Origin of the sequence: Myroides odoratimimus, assembly GCF_030326305.1 — a bacterium.
GTDB classification, from domain to species: Bacteria; Bacteroidota; Bacteroidia; order Flavobacteriales; family Flavobacteriaceae; genus Flavobacterium; species Flavobacterium odoratimimum_A.
This window is the reverse complement of sequence record NZ_JACAKB010000042.1, coordinates 1-20,780: the sequence shown is the minus strand read 5'-3', so window position 1 is coordinate 20,780 and position 20,780 is coordinate 1. Positions and strand designations below refer to the sequence as shown.

Annotated in this window: 17 protein-coding genes and 1 pseudogene; 16 read left to right on the top strand and 2 right to left on the bottom strand. The window is 31.8% G+C overall.

The genetic code is table 11. The features are described 5' to 3' along the window. Positions 1–253 precede the first annotated feature (253 nt). Complete coding sequence (locus tag HX049_RS17135) at positions 254–1,201, top strand: ADP-ribosylglycohydrolase family protein (RefSeq protein WP_286417466.1); 948 nt, start codon at positions 254–256, stop codon at positions 1,199–1,201. Beyond that, entirely contained in the window at positions 1,191–2,030 is an 840-nt protein-coding gene (locus HX049_RS17130; protein ID WP_286417464.1) for a hypothetical protein, read from the top strand. The genes HX049_RS17135 and HX049_RS17130 overlap by 11 nt, the downstream gene beginning before the upstream one ends. A 129-nt stretch (positions 2,031–2,159) precedes the next feature. Here the strand turns inward: HX049_RS17130 and HX049_RS17125 are convergent, their stop codons facing one another. Then, a complete protein-coding gene (locus HX049_RS17125; protein WP_286417463.1) occupies positions 2,160–3,041 on the bottom strand; it encodes an IS4 family transposase in 882 nt (293 codons plus the stop codon). 404 nt (positions 3,042–3,445) lie between these two features. On the opposite strand from HX049_RS17125, the gene HX049_RS17120 reads away from it, so the two are divergent. The 10 genes from HX049_RS17120 (at position 3,446) to HX049_RS17075 (ending at position 12,200) form a co-directional block, all read left to right on the top strand. Continuing rightward, on the top strand, positions 3,446–4,366 hold the full coding sequence (locus HX049_RS17120) for a hypothetical protein (protein ID WP_286417461.1): 921 nt from the start codon (positions 3,446–3,448) through the stop codon (positions 4,364–4,366). 177 nt (positions 4,367–4,543) lie between these two features. Continuing rightward, positions 4,544–5,377, top strand: a complete 834-nt coding sequence (locus HX049_RS17115; RefSeq protein ID WP_286417459.1) for a hypothetical protein — start codon at positions 4,544–4,546, stop codon at positions 5,375–5,377. Between the two features lie 242 nt (positions 5,378–5,619). Beyond that, on the top strand, positions 5,620–6,222 hold the full coding sequence (locus HX049_RS17110; protein WP_286417457.1) for a hypothetical protein: 603 nt from the start codon (positions 5,620–5,622) through the stop codon (positions 6,220–6,222). Between the two features lie 3 nt (positions 6,223–6,225). Continuing rightward, on the top strand, positions 6,226–7,347 hold the full coding sequence (locus tag HX049_RS17105) for an aminotransferase class I/II-fold pyridoxal phosphate-dependent enzyme (RefSeq protein ID WP_286417456.1): 1,122 nt from the start codon (positions 6,226–6,228) through the stop codon (positions 7,345–7,347). Then, positions 7,331–7,960: a dethiobiotin synthase gene (bioD, locus tag HX049_RS17100; RefSeq protein WP_006261462.1), complete on the top strand. Its 630-nt coding sequence runs from the start codon at positions 7,331–7,333 to the stop codon at positions 7,958–7,960. The genes HX049_RS17105 and bioD overlap by 17 nt, the downstream gene beginning before the upstream one ends. A 3-nt stretch (positions 7,961–7,963) precedes the next feature. Further along, on the top strand, positions 7,964–9,244 hold the full coding sequence (gene bioA / locus HX049_RS17095; RefSeq protein WP_286417454.1) for an adenosylmethionine--8-amino-7-oxononanoate transaminase: 1,281 nt from the start codon (positions 7,964–7,966) through the stop codon (positions 9,242–9,244). A 441-nt stretch (positions 9,245–9,685) separates the two neighbouring features. Then, complete coding sequence (locus tag HX049_RS17090; protein WP_006263972.1) at positions 9,686–10,189, top strand: hypothetical protein; 504 nt, start codon at positions 9,686–9,688, stop codon at positions 10,187–10,189. Between the two features lie 65 nt (positions 10,190–10,254). Then, entirely contained in the window at positions 10,255–10,419 is a 165-nt protein-coding gene (locus HX049_RS17085) for a hypothetical protein (protein WP_006258153.1), read from the top strand. A 127-nt stretch (positions 10,420–10,546) separates the two neighbouring features. After that, on the top strand, positions 10,547–11,377 hold the full coding sequence (locus HX049_RS17080; RefSeq protein WP_286417452.1) for a helix-turn-helix domain-containing protein: 831 nt from the start codon (positions 10,547–10,549) through the stop codon (positions 11,375–11,377). A 70-nt stretch (positions 11,378–11,447) separates the two neighbouring features. After that, positions 11,448–12,200 carry an MBL fold metallo-hydrolase gene (locus tag HX049_RS17075; RefSeq protein ID WP_286417450.1) on the top strand — a complete coding sequence of 251 codons (753 nt, stop codon included), beginning with the start codon at positions 11,448–11,450 and terminating at the stop codon, positions 12,198–12,200. 58 nt (positions 12,201–12,258) lie between these two features. Here the strand turns inward: HX049_RS17075 and HX049_RS17070 are convergent, their stop codons facing one another. Beyond that, a complete protein-coding gene (locus HX049_RS17070; RefSeq protein ID WP_286417448.1) occupies positions 12,259–13,197 on the bottom strand; it encodes a Dyp-type peroxidase in 939 nt (312 codons plus the stop codon). A 1,670-nt stretch (positions 13,198–14,867) separates the two neighbouring features. On the opposite strand from HX049_RS17070, the gene HX049_RS17065 reads away from it, so the two are divergent. From HX049_RS17065 to HX049_RS17050, 4 genes and pseudogenes are all read left to right on the top strand, one after another. Beyond that, complete coding sequence (locus HX049_RS17065; protein WP_286417447.1) at positions 14,868–15,884, top strand: helix-turn-helix domain-containing protein; 1,017 nt, start codon at positions 14,868–14,870, stop codon at positions 15,882–15,884. Positions 15,885–16,819: 935 nt separating this feature from the next. Next, on the top strand, positions 16,820–17,542 hold the full coding sequence (locus HX049_RS17060) for a helix-turn-helix domain-containing protein (RefSeq protein WP_286417445.1): 723 nt from the start codon (positions 16,820–16,822) through the stop codon (positions 17,540–17,542). Positions 17,543–17,982: 440 nt separating this feature from the next. After that, positions 17,983–18,858 carry an AraC family transcriptional regulator gene (locus tag HX049_RS17055; RefSeq protein WP_286417443.1) on the top strand — a complete coding sequence of 292 codons (876 nt, stop codon included), beginning with the start codon at positions 17,983–17,985 and terminating at the stop codon, positions 18,856–18,858. A 795-nt stretch (positions 18,859–19,653) separates the two neighbouring features. Beyond that, a pseudogene (locus HX049_RS17050) lies at positions 19,654–20,780 on the top strand (hypothetical protein); the annotation flags it as partial.

Here is a 20,780-nt window from a genome sequence, read left to right as displayed (position 1 = left end):
CTGTTGTTCGTTTTTAAAGACATTCTGTAGGAGGAAAACTTTAATATACTGAATATCAGCCTTTTTTACAAATAATTACTCCCTTTATTTATCTTAAAATCAACTAATTAATATTTTTGTCGTGTACTAAGATCTAGCCTTAGTAACTATCTACTAAGGTTAGAAATAAATAACAAAGAATCTTTTCTTAAGAGTTTGGGTTGCCATTTATATGATTTAATTTTGAGAAGCAATCTTTAAAAACAAGTATAAAATGTCCAACTTAGCACAAGATATTCTATTCGGTGTAGCAGTAGCTGATGCACTAGGAGTTCCTATCGAATTTAAGTTTCCAAATGAAATAGATCTAGAATCTGTTAAAACTAATTATCAAAACGAACCTAATAGATTAACTGGGTTTGGCTCTTGGCATAAACCTGTTGGAACCTTTAGTGATGATTCTTCTCTTACTTTTTGTACAGCAGAGTATTTAGCCTCTAAAGAGACTGATTTAAATGATTTGATGGATCGTTTTAAAGATTGGATGAAAGAAGGTTATTGGACTGCCGATGGAGATACTTTCGATATTGGAAGAACAACATTATTTGCTATTGAAAATTTTGCAAATGACTATAATTGGAGAACAGCAGGACTAAGTACAGAACGTGATAATGGAAATGGATCTTTAATGCGTATATCTCCTCTGCTCTTTCCACTCTTATATGATAAGAGTATTACAGATACTTACAGCTATATTAGTAACTTTAGTAGTTTAACTCATGCACATAAAATAGCTATAGATAGCTGTTATATCTATCTTATTTATGCCAAACATCTTGTTTTAACCAAAGATGCACAATTGGCATATGAAAATATTATACATGACTTGGCTTCTATCTATCAGGAAAATGAATACTTTAAGCGTATCTTCTCTCCTAAATTTAAGGAAATTGCCCCAAGTGAATTTAATAATAGAGGATTTGTAGTGGGAAGCTTAGAAATTGCTCTTCAAACTTTACTTACTACAAATAATTATGAAGAAGCTATTTTAAAAGTTATGTCATTAGGTAAAGACACTGATACAAATGGAGCAATTACAGGAGCTTTGGCTGGGATTTTATATGGATTCAAGAGTATTCCCTTACACTGGATAGAGCCGTTAAAAAGAAAAAAAAATATTGAAGAATTAGCAAAACAATTATATTTAAATTATGGACTATAGTATTTTAAAAAAACTAACTAATAAAAATCTTTCTAATCTTTACATTGGTAAAGGAAATCCAAATGGTACTATCTTATTTATAGGAAAAGAGGCTGCTATTGATCAACAAACTAATCAAGAAGCTTATATCCGAGATATTAAAAAAAATAATATTCAATGGATTCAAAATATAGAGGAACAAGTAACACTAAAAGACATCCAAAATTGGGCTCCATTATATTTAACTCAAAACTACAATCCTTTGTACCCGTATAAAGGACAATTAAATAAAATTGAATCTAGAGATAATTTAGGAAATATCATCAGAGGCAAAGGAGGTACAAGTTCTACTTGGTTTTACTATCAAAAAATAATTGATGCAGTTTTTTTTGATCATGTTAAAAGTGAATATATTAATTTTCATGAGAAGGCATTTCTGACCGAGTTAAGTGAAGCATCCGCCAAATACAGTAAAGATGTAGACAAACATGATAGACAACTCAGTCTAACTCTAAGACAGGAATTTTTAACCCATGAATTTTATCAAAACTTCCCTATTGTCATAGTAGCAGCTGGTCATTATGTTCGTAATCATCAAATTGATATTGAAAAAATATTCAATGTAAAATACGATTCCGAAACAGGAGTAATTCCTATTGGTAAATCTAATTTCATTAATATTCATTATGATGATATTAATCAACCCAAAAAACTAGTTATTCATACCAATCAACTAAGTATGGGAATCTCAAATGAATTAATCAAAGAACTTAGTTCAATAATTAAAGATTTTTTAATTAAAACAAATACATTCAGTATAAATTCTAATTCAACCTATACTTCTTCTTAAAATCAAAGTATATTATTAAACAAGGCTGTCTATTTAAGACAGCCTTTAGAGTTGTTATAGTATTAGATTATGTTTAACTATTACATTTTTCAAAATCTATATGGATATTCCACTCTATACAAATAAGATTTAGGGATATAAGAATGACCTAAGTACATGACAAAAACTAAAGCAATTGATATTTAAAGGGTTGTGCTTATTTTTAGACAGTAATAATCTTGATAGATAGTCAAGTCCAAGTTTAAATACACTAATAAGCCTATTGCCATGGTTCTTGATTGTGATAGGCTTAATAGTATCAATATAGTCCCCAATCTTATAGAACCACACAAAAGCAATCATCACTAACATGAATAGTTTTTCAATTCTATCTATTTTTTGTAAGTGTGTATCTTCTATATTAAATCCGCTAGACTTGAAGGCTTTAAATAGTGTTTCTATCTGCCATCTTATTTTATAAGTATCTAAAGCTTTCTCTGGTTTATTAAACCCAATGACAATACAATAATCTATCTTATTACCTGTGATCACTTTAGTTCCAGAGATATAACATAGCTGATTATGAATTCTAACAATCTTGTGATACTGTCTTGTTTGACCAGGTTTTAAGTTATTAAATAGATGAGAAGCTGTTATTTCTTTCTGTTTACTAGGCAGGTAAACTTTAAAGTTATTTCTAATACGAATGTAATATTTAATCTGTTTATCATTTAGATAGCTAATCCAATCTTCTCCAACAAATTCTCTATCAGCTAATACACAATCAATACGATCTTTGCCAAACCAATCAATAAAAGTATTAATGAGTTCTTTTCGCTCATTTGTATTTGAATTACCACGCTTATCTAACATTTTAAATAGTATTGGAAAACACATGTTCTTATAACTAATACCTAGCATTAAGATATTTATATCTTGTTTACCAAACTTCCAATTGGTGCGATCCATCACAAGAACATAAGATTCTTCAGTAGGTATAAGTGCGAAAATAAGTCTTGAAACCCATTCCAATTTCAAATCAACTGAGGATATAAAACGCTAAAATACGTCTATAATTACTACTAGTCTCGGCACAGTTGTCAAATCCAGTTGATACTTTAGAAAAATTCACAGACTTTACTTTGCATAGAGAGACGATAAACAAACAAATAAGTCGAACCCTAGCTAACCCCAGTTTCCCTTTAAAATTAGCTTTTAAAGTTGTTAGAGGTTCTGTATTTTTGTACTCTAGGCTGTTGTTCGTTTTTAAAGGCATTATGTCAGAAGTAAACCTTTAATATACTGAATGTCAGCCTTTTTTACAAACAATTCCTCCCTTTATTTATCTTAAAATCAACTAATTAGTACTTTTGTCGTGTACTAAGAAGTACTTTATACTTGAGTTCAATTAATTTTGCTTCAAATAAGTAATGAAGATGATGAACTTAGTAAATAAACCAACTGTATATCACTATATTTTAGCATTTGTATTCATATTACTGATGGTATGTGGAGCAGTGTATTTTCAGGATCCAGAGATTGTCTTGCCAGAGATAGCAGCACTAGCTGTGGGGCTATGGGTATTCCAAGAGAAAGCATGGCTGAGACAGCCTGATAAAATATTTATTCTTCCTTCACTAACAGCGTTAATAGGGTTCGGGCTAAATATGTTAGCTATTCCTTATATTTCTAAGTTGTTGATTGTACTGCTACTGATGTTAGTGCTGATGAAAGTAATTAATTATTGTTTGCCTCCTGCATTAGCTACAGGTTTTCTTCCTATTGTGACTAATGCTCATGCGTGGTCATTTATCTATGCCATATTGGTAACTACTTTTGTCTTGATGGTTGTGGTCTATGCGCTAGCTTTAAATAAAGGGATTGACTCAAAAGGGAAGGTCAATACAAAAATGATGTATCCCTATATTGCTATTAATTTGTTGTGGATGATAGTGGCGTATTACTCAGCCAACCAACAGATGGCTATTATCCCTCCTATAGCTGTAGTACTGTATGAATCTTTAAATATGAAGACGTATTCACTGAAGATCATGGTTAAGCAAATCGCTATTCTTACATTAGCTATTAGCATAGGAGTAGTATTATATCAGTATATTGAGAACTGGTTGTTACTCGCATTTCTATTGTTGATTATGATGTATGGTTTGTCTCAACTATTTCAGATGCGAGTGCCTGCGGTATATGCGTTTCCATTCTTGGTTTATGTGTTTCCTGTAGAAAAGGTGATGAGTTTGCCTATCGCTACTTTTGTTGTAGCAACATTTTCATTTGGCGCTGTTTGTATTTATAGAACATACTTATCTACTAAGGTAGCAATTCAGCCTGCAGACGAATAATTCGCTTATAGATATACTAAATAATTGATTTATAAATGAAGTAGTTTAAAGCAGATAGTCTTTTAGGGAACTAGTTATTCATAGAATAGCTGATTAGACAGAGCAGAGTTTTTAGTTTTGATACAGATAGGTTTTTTCTAAGAAAAAGAGTACTTTTAGATAAAGTAATGGACGTGTATGTTACAAGATAGGATTACTCAGCTCTGGGTAAAGTTGTTTGGAAGGCGTATTGATATCGCCCAGATGCCTTGGATAGAAGGAGTTATTGGTGATAGGAAGATTATAGATAAGTCTTATATTGACAGATTAGCTAGTCAGTATGACGTGATTATTAATCAGGCTGGAAGTGGACTTATAGAAGAGATTAATATACTAGATTTTACAGTATCAGAGCGCAGTAGATTACATCCACAGATCATAGACTTCTACACCCATACATCAGATTACGACTTTGAGGTTTGGTGTGAGTGGAAAGGTGTTTTTAAACCCTTTGGAACCTTATTAGGATGGTTGTTTAGTAAGAGATTACAGCAATTGAACATTCCAACTAATACCATTAGTTTTTCGAAAGGGCTAGAAAGTGAAATAATAAAACTTCAGAAAGAAGAACAAACGGTCTGGACGATTTGGTATCGAAAGGTCAAAGAAACAGGTCAGACGTTGTTCTCAGGTATTTATACTCATGCTTATCTTCCTAGTAAGGATAAAGAATTGTTTAAAGTGGTTTTTCCATTGCCAAATGGCAATGCCACAGTACTACTCAATCAGGAGGTTAAAGAAGATGGAAGTTTACTTCTACAGAGCAATGGTAAGCAATTTGGCGATGTAGGCTTTTACTTTTATGTCACAAATCACAAAGGAAAGCATTGGGTGAAATTTGTCAGATCTTTACATGAGAGTTTACATATCTATGTAGATACAGATGGAAATCTGTGTACAGATCACAACTTTAGTTTTTATACCATCCCGTTTTTAAAACTCCACTATAAGATGCAACGCAAGGAGGAGTAATTAATATTCTTCATCTAACTATCTACAGTTGTAAACCGTGTAGAATAGCTGATATATACTAGTTAAAAGGCGTTTTTTAGCAAGGGATAGGCTCGTATTAGGTACTGATATATCACGGAGATAGAAGAGGTACTATCTTCTCGGTAGAGTGTATGATAGTATCCGGACTAGTATTTATCTTAAAAGTGGTCTTGTGGTGATCCAGTTAGTCCTTCTAGTTTTGTGGCTTAAACAAACACAAAATGGAACAACTATTAGAAGTAATCGTAGCGAGCGATGAGCTACACAGCAAATGGTTAAATGCCTTATCCTTTATGGAGAACACAGGAGCGAGGAAGATATCCGCTTGTGAAAATCCGTATCAAGTTACCTTTTTACAATTAAAGCATGCAGCGGAAGAGCATAGGCATGCCTATTACTTAAAAAAACAAATTAAGAAACTACAAGTTTGTTTTCCTGAGCAGTATGATACCACTAGTTTATTAGCACCTGTTCAGACTCAACAGTATCTACAACGATTAGATGTATTTTGCGTTCGATATCTAAAAGAATCACTTGGACTTGATGGAGCACCTTTAAAATTCGCTGCTTATCTATTGGTTACGTACGCCATAGAGGTACGTGCAGACAAACTATATCCTATTTATCAAGGTGTTTTAGATCGATCTGGTTCCAAGGTGATGGTCAAATCAATTATAGCAGAAGAACAAGGACATCTAGAAGAAATGATTGCTCAATTAGAAGTTTTTTCACCTGATTGGCAATACTATGCTGATATCATTGTAGAGTATGAAGAATTACTTTGTCAAGAGTGGATGGAGGCTATTGCTAAAGCGATTAATTAAGGCATGAATACACTGCCTTATAATCTACAGCGACGACTCTCAGAGCGGCTTTATGACCAGAATTATAGAAGCTTACAGCTTAGGGATATAGAAGCAATAGACTTCCTATCGAATGACTATTTAGGATTGAGTAGAAATAGTGTTTTTCAGCAAGGTTTATTAGATATGGTAGTAGATAATCCAGCTTTGTTAAGTGGAAGTACAGGATCTAGATTAATCAGTGGGAATATAAAGGAGGTAGAAGAAGTAGAAGAGTATATAGCAACTAGGCATAGCATAGAGAGAGCACTTCTTTTTAATTCTGGTTATCAGGCTAATTTAGCTCTATTAGGTAATCTACCTACATCGAGAGACACTGTGATCGTGGATGAACTAATACATCGGTCTGTACACGATGGATGTCTATTGTCAAGAGTAAGAAAGTGGAAGTTCAGGCACAATGATTTAGATGACTTAGAGCGCTTACTCAATAAAGCAACAGGAGATATCTACATAGCTATAGAGAGTCTATATTCTATGGATGGAGATTTAGCTCCCTTAGAGGAGCTAATAGAGTTGTCACAGCGTTATGGCGCTTACTTAATAGTAGATGAGGCTCACGCTATAGGAGTGTACGGCCTAGGTAGAATACACTCTTTAGGATTACAGACTGGTGTATGGGCAACTCTTGTGACATACGGTAAGGCGATGGGAGTACATGGAGCTGCTGTGCTGGGAAGTAAGATGTTGATAGATTCTCTTATAAATTTTGCTTCTTCTTTTATTTATAGTACAGCCCCTAATGCTTTGATGGCTGTGAGTATTAAGCTTGCGTATCTTTTTATAGAGAAGTATCCTATGCTATCACTACAATTAGAAAGTGTTATCAAGACTTACGCAGAAGTTGCTCCTAAAGGTATTGTACTCACTCCAAGTCCTATACAAGTGATTAGTCTTAAGGGAATTCGAGATATTCCAAGCTTTCAATCAGACTTAGTACAACACAACCTTAATACTTATATCGTTAAGGCTCCTACAGTGGCTAAAGGTACAGAACGTATAAGAATCTGTCTACATGTTTTCAACAAAAGAGAAGAAATGAATTTATTATTTGAAATTATAAAAAGAAATGACACAACCCCTTAAACTATTTGTAACTGGTATCGATACAGGAATTGGTAAAACAGTTACTTCTGCTATTCTAACACATTATTTTAAGGCTGATTATTGGAAGCCTATTCAGTCTGGAGACCTACATGAATCAGACAGTATGAAAATACAACAGTGGAATGAGAATGTGACTATTTATAGAGAAAGATTTAGGCTGCAGTTACCCGCTTCACCTCATGAATCTGCAGTTAAAGAAAATGTAGATATTCAACTAAGTGATTTTACGCTCCCTGATACTGCGAATAATCTTATTGTAGAAGGAGCAGGAGGATTGTTTGTTCCGATTAATTCTTCTACTTATATGATTGATCTGATTCAATATTTAAAACTTCCTGTCGCATTAGTGACTAAAAACTATTTGGGGTGTATTAACCATACAATGTTATCGATAGAAGCTTTGAGGACAAGGAATATTCCTATTGATTACCTTGTGCTAAATGGAGAGTTTAACCCTTACTCATTAAAGGCGATAAAGAACTTTATAGACAGAGATACACAATTAATACACATACCCACATTAGAAGAGATTACTAAAGAAGCAGTTATGTTAACAGCACTTGAATTAGCAAGTGTTTCATTACAAGAATAACAAATGAAAAATAGACAAGATAATTTAATAGAACGCGATTATGCTGTGAATTGGCATCCTTATACTCAGATGAAAACAGCTCAGAATATAATTCCTATAACAAAAGGGGAGGGAAGTTATCTATACGATGCGAATGGCAAGAGATATATAGATGCAGTATCATCCTGGTGGGTAACCTTACATGGACATTCGCACCCTTATATTGCTCAGAAATTGACAGAACAATTAACTACTCTAGAGCAAGTAATCTTTGCTGGGTTTACTCATCAGCCTGCTATAGAGTTATCAGAGCGATTATTAGGCTTATTACCATCTAGCCAGACTAAGGTATTTTATACAGATAATGGCTCGACAGCGATAGAAGTCGCTTTAAAAATGGCTATTCAGGCTAATTATAATAAAGGAGGTAAGAAGAATAAAGTCTTTGCTTTTAAAAATGGGTATCACGGAGATACTTTTGGGGCAATGTCTGTGAGTGGTAGAGGAATATGGACAGATCCTTTTGGCGATATGTTGTTTGAGGTTTTGTTTATAGAGGTGCCCACGGCAGAGAATCTAGAGAGTATAAAAAAGACCATTGATACATATGCTGAAGAGACAATCTGTTTTATCTATGAACCCTTAGTACAAGGGGCAGGGGGAATGTTAATGCACAAGGCAGAACACCTATCTGCATTAATGAGCCATTGTAAAGAAAGAGAAATACTCTTAATCCAAGATGAGATATTTGTGGGGTTTGGGCGAACAGGAAAGCTTTTTGCTGCTAATCACCTTAGGGAGTCGCCTGATATTATGTGTTTTTCAAAAGGACTTACAGGTGGTACATTACCATTAGGAATTACTACTTGTACAGAAGAACTGTATCAGGCATTTTATGCAGATGATAAGACTAAAGCACTGTTTCACGGACATTCTTTTACGGCAAGTCCTTTAGCGTGTACAGCAGCTTTAGCAAGTATGGATCTGTTGCTATCTAAAGATACACAGGATCATATTAATCGTATTGTAGAGAAGCACAAAGGGTTTATACAACAATTAAAACAGCATCCTAAAGTACAAGATGCACGTCAATGCGGAACTATTTTTGCGATGGAGTGGAAGACAACAGAATGTACTTCTTATTTTAGTGATATGCATGATATGTTATATCCTTTCTTCTTAGAGAGAGGAGTCCTGATGAGACCTCTAGGTAATATTATCTATCTAGTGCCTCCATACTGTACAACTGACGAAGATCTATCGTATATATATGGCTGTATATTAGAGGCTTTAGAGATGATATAACTGTTCTGTATTAGGTGTCAAAACAGAAGAAACAGGTCTCTCTAAAAAGAGTAAAAAAAGCTTATAAATTTAAGTTTTTTTTCACAGTTCCTTTGATACATTTGCACCGCTTTTAGCACGAGGAAAAAGAGAAGTAAATTACTTGGCATTATTGTTGTTTTATTGAGTACCTAAACCTAAAATAGCAGGATATGATAAAGAGTAGTTTATTGATCAGTGTATCTGTATTAAGTATGTTAGTGTTTGTAGGAAATTACAGTTCTGTAACTTATGCTACCTGTATAGGATCTTCAAATTGTAAAGCGTGTAAAAATTGTAAATACTGTAAGCACTGCTCTTAGAAAGGAAATAGCAGTGGAGTTTGTAAGTAGATTCATTTTTAGTACGTAGTACATGGCTAGGGCAAGGTCTTACATAGTTTGAGGTATTTTAAATAGGATAATGAAACAAATAATTCTGTTGTTTGCAAGTATGATATTACTGTTATTTGCTTGTAAAAAAAGTGCCGGGTCACACGGTTTTACCATTTATGGTGAGAGTGACTATTATAAAGATGGAGTGTATTGTGCTGAGGTGATGTATGAAAACCCTTATACAAACAGTAGTAGTACTTATCAGGTAAGTGTAGAGGTGAAGGATGGAAACTTAGTACATATCAATTGGCCTAGTGAAGGATGGCTAGATGATGTGAACTTCTCTACTCAAAACATTACAGATGGGCAGTGCTCATTTATGAGTGAGAGAGGCTATAGATATACTATCACTCTAGGAGGTTTAGGAGCAGAGTGTTATGACGATAGTGAAGAATTGCAGAATCGCGTGAATGAGGATACGGCTCAGGCAACTTGTCCTGAATGTGGAGAGATGAGAGCTATACAAGAAAAACACTGCGTTTATTATGCTAATAGAGTAATCCTAGAGAATAATTGGGATAGACACTTTTAGTAAAACAGTATAAGAAGACTTATTTATAGTGTAAGCAAATTATGAATCATATTTAAGAAAAGAAGATGAAGATCATAGGATGGGGTATTATCGCGATAGCGGTTCTCTTTTTAGGGATGTGTATTGGTGGACTCAATGGCAATACACCTGAAGAATTTTTGGTTCTATTAGCTCTATTAGGAGTGATATTAGGTGCCTATCTTATCTATAAAAGTCAACATAAGGAATAATATAATTAAACAAGCCGATAGATGATTCTATCGGCTTGTTGTTTGAAAAAGGACGTTTTTTGATTGTAGAAACGCCAGATTAATATTATTTTTAGTAGTTTAATTGATTGAATAGGATTTATAAGATATGAATGTAAAGTACTGTTTGCCTCAAAAAGAGCTAAGAAGTATCGTAAGTAGATTCTGGCATGGAGAAGTAGATTTAAAAGAAGGGAAAGGGCTGTATCGCATAATCGCTTCTGGTAATACAGGGATTATTATACAGCTGTTTCAGAATCAATCAGTATTGTACAATAAGGAAAATCAAAAGGCTTTGCCTAAGTCTTTTATCTATGGACAGAAGAGTGATAGTCCTTGTCTTAATTACTTTGCTCATAAAGCTACTGTACTAGGAGTAGACTTGCATCCTACTGCTTTTAAAAAAATATTCGGTCTGCATGCTACAGAATTGACAAATACGCTAGCAGATGCAGAAAACCTCTTACCAAGTGAAGTGTGTAGACAACTTTATGAAAGTACATCTACCCAAGAGGCAATTAAAATATTAGAAAATCACTTCTTAAGATATGCTATAACACCTTCTAATCAAGAGATAGAGTACAGCATACAAAAGCTAAATAAGACTTGTGAATTAGCTAATACAACAAACCTAGCAGAGCAGGTGAATATGTCTAGGAGAAGTTTTCAGAGAAAGTTCAAAGAAGTAGTAGGTATAGATGCTTATACTTATAGTAGAATCATGCGATTTCAAAAAGCATTACACTTTATGCAAAATAGTGAGGCTACCTCATTAACTCAGGTAGCGTATAAGGTAGGCTATGCGGATCAATCTCACTTCGGGAGAGAGTTTCGGGTATTTGTAGGAGATTCACCTAGAGCATTTCTTCAAAATAGCTATTTTATGGATATTCCACAGATAGATATTTCTATACCCTTTAGAATAATTGGCGTAGAATAATTGGCGTTATCATTCTATTTTTTGACTTGAAATAAGTTGATTTTTGTTCAATTAAATTTAGAAAAATAGTATGATAAACGTATATCACTTGAACGCTGTAGAGATTAATGCTCCAACAGGAGATAGAGCCATTGGGCACTGTACAGTTTTAGAAATGGAAAATAAATTAGTTCTATTAGATGCAGGAATAGGCATGCAGGACAACGATCCTGTGCAATCTAGATTCTCACCCGAACTAGTAACAGCTGTTGGGCTTCGATTAGATCCTTCTATGGCCATATATGAGCAGTTAAAACAACGAGGTCTAGATCCTAGAAAGGTAACAGATGTGGTAGTATCTCATCTAGACTGTGATCACATCTCGGGTATTGTAGATTTTCCGAACGCTTCTATACATGTTGCCTCTGAAGAGTATCATAATTACCAATCTGACAATCCTCGATATGTAAAGACGCTCTTACTCCATCAACCTATTATAATACAGTATAGGACTACAGTAGAACAATGGAGAGGATTAGAAGTAAGAAGAATACAGATAGAAGGAGTAGAGTTGTATTTGACTCCATTGTTTGGACATACTTTAGGACATTGTGGTATTATTTATCAGCTACAGGAGAAGTGGTATTTTTATATAGGGGATGCTTATTATTTAAGAGAAGAACTCAGTAACCCTAATCATCCTGTACACCAATTGACTGAGGCGAGAGCAGATAACAATAGACTGAGATTAGAGTCATTAGAGCGTATAAAGGAGTTTATAAATCAGTATCCAGAAGTAGTGGTATATGGCTATCACGATATGAAAGAGTTTTTAGAAGTATAGTATATAAAAAAGCACCTTAATAGTTATACTGAGGTGCTTTTGATTTTTTAAAGTAGTGTTATTCTGCAGAATAATCATCTAAAATGTCTAAGGAAGGCACGAAGAATAACGTTCCTGATATGGCTTTACTAAAGTCTAATATTCTATCATAGTTACCTGCTGGTTCTCCAATAAACATATTTTTAAGCATTTTTTCTGTTGTGCTGAAGGTAGAGGCATAAGAGATAAAATAAGTTCCTGCTTGTCCTTTAGAAGGATTAGCATAAGGCATATTCGCTCTAATGATCTTTAGTTCATTACCGTCTTCATCTTCTATGGCTGTTAGGGCAGTATGTGAGTTGGCAGGTTTTTTATCTTCTTCCATCTCTATATCTGTAGCTTTATATCTACCGATGACTTTCTCTTGTTCTTCTGTAGATAAGTTGTCCCAATCTTTCATAAAGTGAATATACTTTTGGACGAATAAGTAACTACCTCCTTTGTATTGAGGGTCTTCGTTTCCTACAATTGCAAAGTAATCTCTGTCTTCTCCGATAGGGTTTTCAGTACCATCTACAAAACCTATGATCGCACGACCATCCCAATATTTAAACCCTTGTACTTCATCGATACAGTCTGCTACTGGCAGTAGAACTTTAGATATCGCCATGGCCATATCATAGCAGATAGCAGGATTAATAGCATTTAAGTGTAGGTGTAGGTCTGCATCTGTAGATACAGCAGTATGTTTATCTCCTTTGATTTCTTCAAAAACTTTTAACTCTTTTGGTAGAGGAGTAGGTAAGTCTAGCTTTAACCAAGCATTATGACTTACTCCTAAGATACAACTAGTAGGACCAGCGTTTACTCTAACTTTAAATGAATTGTTTAAGTTATTGACTAGACCACATAAAGCCTCAAAAGCTTGTTTTATTTCAGCTCCTTCTTTAAACTTCCAAACTGAAAAAATAGTATTGTTATTTGGATAATTTGTCACATTTTGTGCTTTCTGACTCATTTGTCTTTCTTTTTAACGATTAAACTAACTGTGTTCTGTAAAGATATTTAAAATTTTGGCAATAGGTCAAGGATAGGCTGGTATTTAAAAAGGTTTTAAAAATGAAGGTGTATCTTTGTTAGAATAATTGAACACACTAGTGATATGATAAGGACAAGTTAAAACGTTAGTATCTTTATCTAGTTATGTTAGTTTTGTGATGGATATAAGAGAAATATGGATATTATTTTATGGATTATAGTTAGTGTGGCTTTTATTGGGAGCATCATTATGTTTATTCCTTCTATTATGTCGATTGCCTCTCCTAAGTCTAGCGTTGTAGGACGAAGATATTATTGGTTAGACAAGGTCTCTAGAGTTTTTTTTATATCTGTACTTTTTTATCCTCTATTATTTTTTATATCTGTATTGTGTTACCGTTTTTTCGATTTAGAAGTTCTTCCTTGGTTATCTTGCTATGTTTTGGTCTCTCTTGTTTTATTTTTTATTTGGAGTAAGTTAGATCAGAAATTAAGAGAGTAGGTTCACCAATAGGAGAGCCATAAAACTGTTTTTTATATTTCTTTAATCCCCTCTGATCCCTTGTAAAACCTATAAAAACGCCCTTTTAGTTGGTGCATATTGCGAATATTTGTTATTATATATGTTAAAAAAATATTTTAACATTTCTGTACGGTTTAGTGCTTAGTTGTTTTTATTTTGAATAATAGTTTTGTTTTTACTCTTCTTTTATACATATTCTTTATAATATGCTCTGAAAAGATAGAGTATATCACGGATTGTTATAATGCGTGAACTATTGGTGTATGTGACTTTTTTGTACCTTCTCATCACGATATGATAAATTATAAAATTTTTAAAAATGTCTTTTTTAACAAAAATAGCTATATGAGACAAGGAGAATTCAAAAAAAGAGTTAACAAAAATAGTCCTGTAAAGCTGTTTTTCTTTCTTTTAACTGTCTTTCTTCTTTTGTGCATTCCTTTTTACAAGGAGATGCTTTTAGAAGTATCGTTTAACTTTTTTCCTTTAGTAGCTAATATTGTTTTACTTTCTTTATTGCCTTTCTTCTCCTATTCTTTGGTAAAAAGAGAGGCGTATAAACTCATCATCATAGGAATTGTATTTCTGATTGTAAATCTAGTAGAGCGCAGCTTTAATTTATTAGAGATATCTCTATTTAACCTTTATTGTGTGATGTATATTTTGTTTTTTTATTGTTATGCTAAAAAGATTACAATACAGAATAGATTTCAAAAAGGATATACGTGCTTTATTAATTATTTTCTCATATTTTATGTTGTACTTCTGAACGTTGGAATCGTTTTTGATAAATTCTATCACAGTATACATTCCGAGCAAATTATGTACTTTAATATAGGTATTAAGCTGATTATCTTATTTATCAGTATGCTTACTTTGTGTGCATATCTGGTAACTGTAATAGTGAAGAATAAAAAAGTATTAAGTGAAGGTTCTCTGATACAATTAAAAGAGTATCTAAATTTTAAATAAACAATATCATATATGTAAATTGTAAGCTAAATAAAAGTAGTTGTGTTTCAATTCAGAAAGGAATGAGAAAGACAAATTTTAAAAGATAACCATTGGGTTTAATATCGAGTAGAACTGTACATAAATTATATAAGCTTCCCCAAAGCGTTTAAATTATGATTTTATTATTCTTAATAGTATTACTTTTTGTTAGCTATGTCCTTGTTTTTAGTCATAATATATCTAAAGAGATTGGCGATAAAAAGGTGTTTTACCTCTCTTGTATTCTTGTAGTATTAGCATTTTTAGTTTACTTCATTAAACGAGATGAAATTGCTTTAAACTTCTCTTTAGGAGCTTTTTTAGGTCTGACTATAGGCCCACTATTACTGTTATTATTAAAGGATAAGGAGAATAAGATTTATTACCATTTTCTTCCTCTTATTATCTTTTCAGCAATAGATATTTTGAGTTTTTTTTTAGTGCCTTCTTTTTATTTGTGGTATTTGCCATTTGTAGATGATATTCTCTTTGCAACAGTGGCACTGAGCTGTATAATCTATGGAAGTTATGGCTATCTCTACGCAGTTCAAGAGGAACTCAGTTTTGAGCATAATAGCATTGTTATTTCCTATATCGTATTAGTATTTAGCTGTGCTTTCTTTTTTGGATTACTCTTCTTTAAATCTCCTAAAGCATTAGATACAGATTATGTGTATATGATATACTGTTTCTTTTTGATAGGAGTGGCTTTGTTGACAGAACTCAACGTTGCTTTAAGCTGCAGAGAACAGAAAACAAACCCTGGTGTCTTAGATCAAGTGGAGTATCTTATAAAAGGGCACACACAGAAGCAAGAACGAATAGGCATTATTCGCCAGAAGCTGTCTGAAAACCTTATAGAAACTAAACTTTATTTAGAGCCTAATCTAACCATCGATCAAGTAGCGACTGTTATACACATCAGTAAAAAAGAATTAGTGTTGTATTTTAAAAATGGGTATTCAGCTAATTTTAGACAGTATATTAATCGATTAAAAGTAGAATATGCAGTTAATTTGATTCAAGAAAAAAATAAGGATATCACAGTAGAAGAGCTAGCATTTTATTGTGGGTTTAATACTCGATTATCTTTTTATAGAGCCTTTGTTCAGTGGTATGGTTTTCCACCTTCAGCTTTATTAGATAAGTAAAAATAGTCAGTTTTATTTTGATTAAAGCGGTATTCTCTATAGAGTACCGCTTTTCTTTTTAGCGTGTTTTTTTCGGTTTTTGAAAAAACAGTAGTAAACCGTGTCTTAATATACTAATATCTACTTTTAGATTTGTTCTATTATGTAGAAACTTAAATAATAATGTTTTTAGTTGTTAAAAACATAAATTATGTAACCATAAACCATACTTTTTTAACACTTGATATTCTTAAAGTATGTACCATTAGGCTTTAGATGAGGAGAGAGAGCCTGTTTTGATACATGGAATTAACATAAGGATTCTAGTTTTGTTTTCAAGTTTAAGTATATAAACACTCTTCAAATCCTATTTATTTAAATACTCATTTTTGTTAAATGTAGTTGAGTTTTACACTTTGGATAGTTTTTGGGCTAAAAAGAATGTTTCAGAATCTTTATTGTGTCTAAGAAAGTGATCAAAAAAAGTGAGGGATTTTTTCTTTAAAAAAGATTTTATGTACAGAGTTTAATTGTTCCCCTATTTACAATTTATTATGGTTCTATTATTTTTGATTCTCCTTTTTTTTGTTAGTTATGTTGTTCTTTTTAGTTTTAATAAATCAAAACGCAATATAGATAAGAAAATTTTTTTTCTATGTTGTATTTTAGTTCTATCCTCTTTTCTAGTGTATCTGATAAAGAGAGATAAAGGTGTTTTTGACTTTCACTTAAGTGCTTATTTTGCTTTAACGATAGGTCCTTTATTGTTTTTGCTATTATATAATTTCTCTATTAAGATATTATGGCATTTATTACCTTTTCTAGTTTTTCCAATATTTTATTTGCTGTCCAAGTTATTTTTACCTAACTCCGAATATTTACTTTTTTTAGATAGAATACTTAATATACTGATAGCAGGAAGTTGTTTATTATATGGAAGTTATGGCTATTTATACATGATAAAACATGAGTTAGAGTTTAAAAAGAATAGTGTGGTTGTGAGTTATATTTTATTAGTGTTAAGTTGCTCTTTCTTCTACGCCGTGTTGATATTTAAGCCTATAGGAGTTTTTGATGTTGATTATATTTATATCTTCTATTGTCTTGTTTTGATTATTGTTGCTTTTTTAGATGCGATAAATAGTTATGTAATTAAGAATTGCAAGGGAAGATTAAATATAAAAAGTGAAACGATACAGCTATTAATAGGAGAGTCAGAAGAACCATATTTAAATGATCAACAAGATCTGGATGAGTTAGATGTATCTATAGAATGTAAGGAAAAGGAGGTAGTAGAGGTTTGTTTGGATACAAAGGAACTTCAATTTACTATGGAGAAAGAACAGCGTATGATGGTTATTCGTCAGAAGTTGTTTGAACAACTAATTGAAAGTAAACTTTATTTAAATGTAGATTTGACCTTACAAAAGCTTTCTGAAGTAATAGAAATAGATAAGAAGGAATTGTCAGAGTATTTTAAAGAATCTAATGCTGTAAGTTTTAGACAATATGTAAACCGACTAAGGGTAGAATATGCAGTGGGATTAATTAAAGAAAAGAATAAGGATGTAACAGTAGAAGAGCTAGCTAGTTTTTGTGGTTTTAATACTAGATTGTCTTTCTACCGTGCATTTGTGCAGGTATATGGTTTTCCTCCATCAGCTTTGTTGAGTAATTAATTAAGGTCTCAGGTAGTTTTTTTTAGAAGTATTGCTTCTAAATAATAAAATACTTTGGATTTTAAAAGATAATATATGTTAAAATTAAAGATTAACATATATGTTTTTAATTTTAATTTTTAGTTTTTTTTATTAAGTAATGTTCTTTTTTTTTGTTTTTAAATGTTTTTATATTTTGTTTATTAACTTTTATAGCTATTCTTTGTTTTTGGTTTGTGCTGAATAACTGTTCGCGTAAAGTGACTTTTTGATAATTTTAAGTCTTAAGTTGTACAGGTGTTTATTTAATGTGAATTATTATATTAAAAAAAATATACGTAATGCGACTTATGTTTGTAAATAAAATAGTTAAGAAAGGTTTATCTAAGTACATACTTTATGTACTATTACTGGTTTTTATTATTTTCTGTTTAGTTTTCTATACAAGCACGATAGGATGTATGGAGTTTAATATTTTTCCTTGGGTAGGTAGTATTATCTTAATCTCTCTTATTCCTATAGTCAATAATAGAATGTTATTGTTAGAGTTATACAGTATTTTAAAGTTGGGAATAGCTGTTATTATTATACATACATTTTTTCATTTAGAGATTTGGTTAGAAGATTCATTGTTTAACTTTTTTAGTATTATGTATCTCTTGTTTTATTTTACTCGCATTAGTAGAATTAAAATTGAAGATAAAGTACATCGGGGATATATTCATTTTATTAATTTCTTTTTATTGTTTGACTTCATACTTTTTAATGTAGATTCTTTATTTAGAGAGACTATATCCTTACATATAAAGTATATAGATATAGGAATAGATGTTGTTATTCTATTTCTTTCTTGTATTACTCTGTTTACTTTAATAATCACTAAACTAATATTGAAAAAAGAGCCATTCACATATAAAATATCGAGTAATACGGATCTAGATGTAGAAGAAATAAAAGACCAAATAATTATTGATCATTCAGTAATAGCCTTTACAGAAGAGGAGGTATTAATTGCAAAAAAGATTGCTGATTTTTTTGAACAAGACTTATCCTATTTAGAAAATGATTTTTCTTTGAGCAGATTATGCGAACTGATAATTGAGGATAACAGAAGTACAGTTAGTAGGGTAATTAATGACTGCTTAAATACAACATTTTATAAATTAGTGGGTAAATACAGGGTTAACCATGCCCTTAGATTATTGGAAGGGAAGGAAAATTGGACACTAGATGTGGTTGCAAATAGTTGTGGGTTTAAATCTGTAAATACTTTTAAAAAGCATTTTGTTGATTGTGTTGGGATAACACCTAATGAATATAGAATGGTTGGTCTTTAAATAACACTCTTTTCCGGTAATGCGAGATAATAATTAAATCTCTTCATATAGCTTAGTTATGAAGTAATTTTGTAACTTTAGTTTTAGGAGAAATCTATTCTTATTTTAAAAGTAGATTTTAACTATATAAGTGAAAAACGGCTATCAATTTTTTATTGGTAGCCGTTTTTGGTATTATTTATTTCAGCATTTGGATAATACAAAAAAAATCTAAAAAAAGTCACTTTTTTAAATAGTTTCTAGTCCTTTTATGATTAAAAATTAGGCCTTGGTAGAGAGTATTGTTTAAGAGAATAGATAGAAATATGTAGCCTACTTTTCATGACTATTTATTTTAATAAATATAGAATTATTATCAAGCATTAAAGCTCTTTTTATAAATAAAGCAAACATTTTTGATTATCCTATCCTATTGTTCACCTCTGTTTTGTATTAATCACCTTTATTAATTAAACAAAATAGTATCATTTTTATTAAAAACTAAAGGGTAAGATAGAAATTGAGGTTAAATAGAGTTGACATAATATTTTAAAATTAGTTTTGTGCTTACTTTGTTGATTTGTAATGTGTTGTGTTTTTGTTTGATTCGTTAAACCATGTATCAATACGTTTTATTTAATCATTTTCTTTTCTTTTAGATACAATTATTAACAATTGGTGCCGATATATTTGCTTGTCAATAATTTCTGAACAAGGAGTTAATTGTATTTCTAATTTTTAGTACTGTTTACAGAATTAGAATTGTAGTGATATATATCAAGTATTGTTAGGTTAAAATAAATTGTAGAGAAAAATATGAAAAAAAGAGTACTATCTGTAGCTGCTTTATTAGTAAGTAGTTTTGCTGCTAATGCACAAGTAGGGATTGGAACTTTGACTCCAAACAAATCGGCAGAGTTAACTATTGAATCAACCAATAGGGGGCTATTGATTCCGCGTATTGCATTAAAGGACAGTAAAGATATTGTTACAATTAGCGAATTTCCTAAAAATGGAATTAATAGCATGCTTGTGTATAATACTGCTACTGTTGAGAATGATCTGAAACCAGGATATTATTATTGGTATATCGATAAGTGGAATCGATTAACTGCTGTTTCAGATATTCCTGATGCTATAATTAATCAGTACCAAAAGATTTTCAATAATAAAAATATTGTTGAAGAGATTACTAAAATTGTTAATAAAACTAAAGGTAATGTTGTTTATGAAGGTGATAAATTATACTACATAGATGATAATGGTAAAAAAGTAGAAATAAAAGAGAAAGTTACTAAGATAGAGTATGATGAAATTTCTGGAGATTATATTTTCTATAACGAGAGTGCAATTGATAGAAAAGGAAATCCTATTCTAGATAAAGGGTATAGAATTAAACTTCCTAAGAGTGTAATTAAAAACTTCAAGGAAATTATTAATAACGAAACAGTTAAGAAAGAGCTGTATGAAGTAATTAACAAAAGCTATGTAGGTGGTAATGTTTATTATGATGGGAATTCATTTACTTATGTAACAAAAGAAGGAGAAATAAAGAATATCACGTTTAATGATATCATTAAAGAAAATGAAACGGTTACTACACTTGTAGATAATGGTAATGGAACATTTACATATACAAATGAAAATGGAGAAGCTGTTACTATTGATTTAACAAAAGGACCTAAAGGAGATAAAGGAGATGATGGGAAGTCTGCTTTAGAAATTTGGCAAAGTTTACCTGGTAATGATGGAAAGGATGGCGAAGCTTTTATAGCAGCTATAAAAGGAGACAAGGGAGACAAAGGAGATACAGGCTTTAAGTCAGAGTCACAACCAGGTCAGACAGGCGAGCCAGGAAAACCAGGCGAAGCAGGAGGCCCAGGTGAAGGCGTAACTATTGTTCACAATGATTCAGGAGTATGGGTATATGATCCAACAACCAA

Bases quoted from the DNA above. Each gene is read 5' to 3' on its own strand.
- HX049_RS17135 (WP_286417466.1), top strand. From the start codon at position 254: ATGTCCAACTTAGCACAAGATATTCTATTCGGTGTAGCAGTAGCTGAT.
- HX049_RS17130 (WP_286417464.1), top strand. From the start codon at position 1,191: ATGGACTATAGTATTTTAAAAAAACTAACTAATAAAAATCTTTCTAAT.
- HX049_RS17120 (WP_286417461.1), top strand. From the start codon at position 3,446: ATGATGAACTTAGTAAATAAACCAACTGTATATCACTATATTTTAGCA.
- HX049_RS17115 (WP_286417459.1), top strand. From the start codon at position 4,544: ATGTTACAAGATAGGATTACTCAGCTCTGGGTAAAGTTGTTTGGAAGG.
- HX049_RS17110 (WP_286417457.1), top strand. From the start codon at position 5,620: ATGGAACAACTATTAGAAGTAATCGTAGCGAGCGATGAGCTACACAGC.
- HX049_RS17105 (WP_286417456.1), top strand. From the start codon at position 6,226: ATGAATACACTGCCTTATAATCTACAGCGACGACTCTCAGAGCGGCTT.
- bioD (WP_006261462.1), top strand. From the start codon at position 7,331: ATGACACAACCCCTTAAACTATTTGTAACTGGTATCGATACAGGAATT.
- bioA (WP_286417454.1), top strand. From the start codon at position 7,964: ATGAAAAATAGACAAGATAATTTAATAGAACGCGATTATGCTGTGAAT.
- HX049_RS17090 (WP_006263972.1), top strand. From the start codon at position 9,686: ATGAAACAAATAATTCTGTTGTTTGCAAGTATGATATTACTGTTATTT.
- HX049_RS17085 (WP_006258153.1), top strand. From the start codon at position 10,255: ATGAAGATCATAGGATGGGGTATTATCGCGATAGCGGTTCTCTTTTTA.
- HX049_RS17080 (WP_286417452.1), top strand. From the start codon at position 10,547: ATGAATGTAAAGTACTGTTTGCCTCAAAAAGAGCTAAGAAGTATCGTA.
- HX049_RS17075 (WP_286417450.1), top strand. From the start codon at position 11,448: ATGATAAACGTATATCACTTGAACGCTGTAGAGATTAATGCTCCAACA.
- HX049_RS17070 (WP_286417448.1), bottom strand. From the start codon at position 13,197: ATGAGTCAGAAAGCACAAAATGTGACAAATTATCCAAATAACAATACT.
- HX049_RS17065 (WP_286417447.1), top strand. From the start codon at position 14,868: ATGATTTTATTATTCTTAATAGTATTACTTTTTGTTAGCTATGTCCTT.
- HX049_RS17060 (WP_286417445.1), top strand. From the start codon at position 16,820: ATGATAAAACATGAGTTAGAGTTTAAAAAGAATAGTGTGGTTGTGAGT.
- HX049_RS17055 (WP_286417443.1), top strand. From the start codon at position 17,983: ATGGAGTTTAATATTTTTCCTTGGGTAGGTAGTATTATCTTAATCTCT.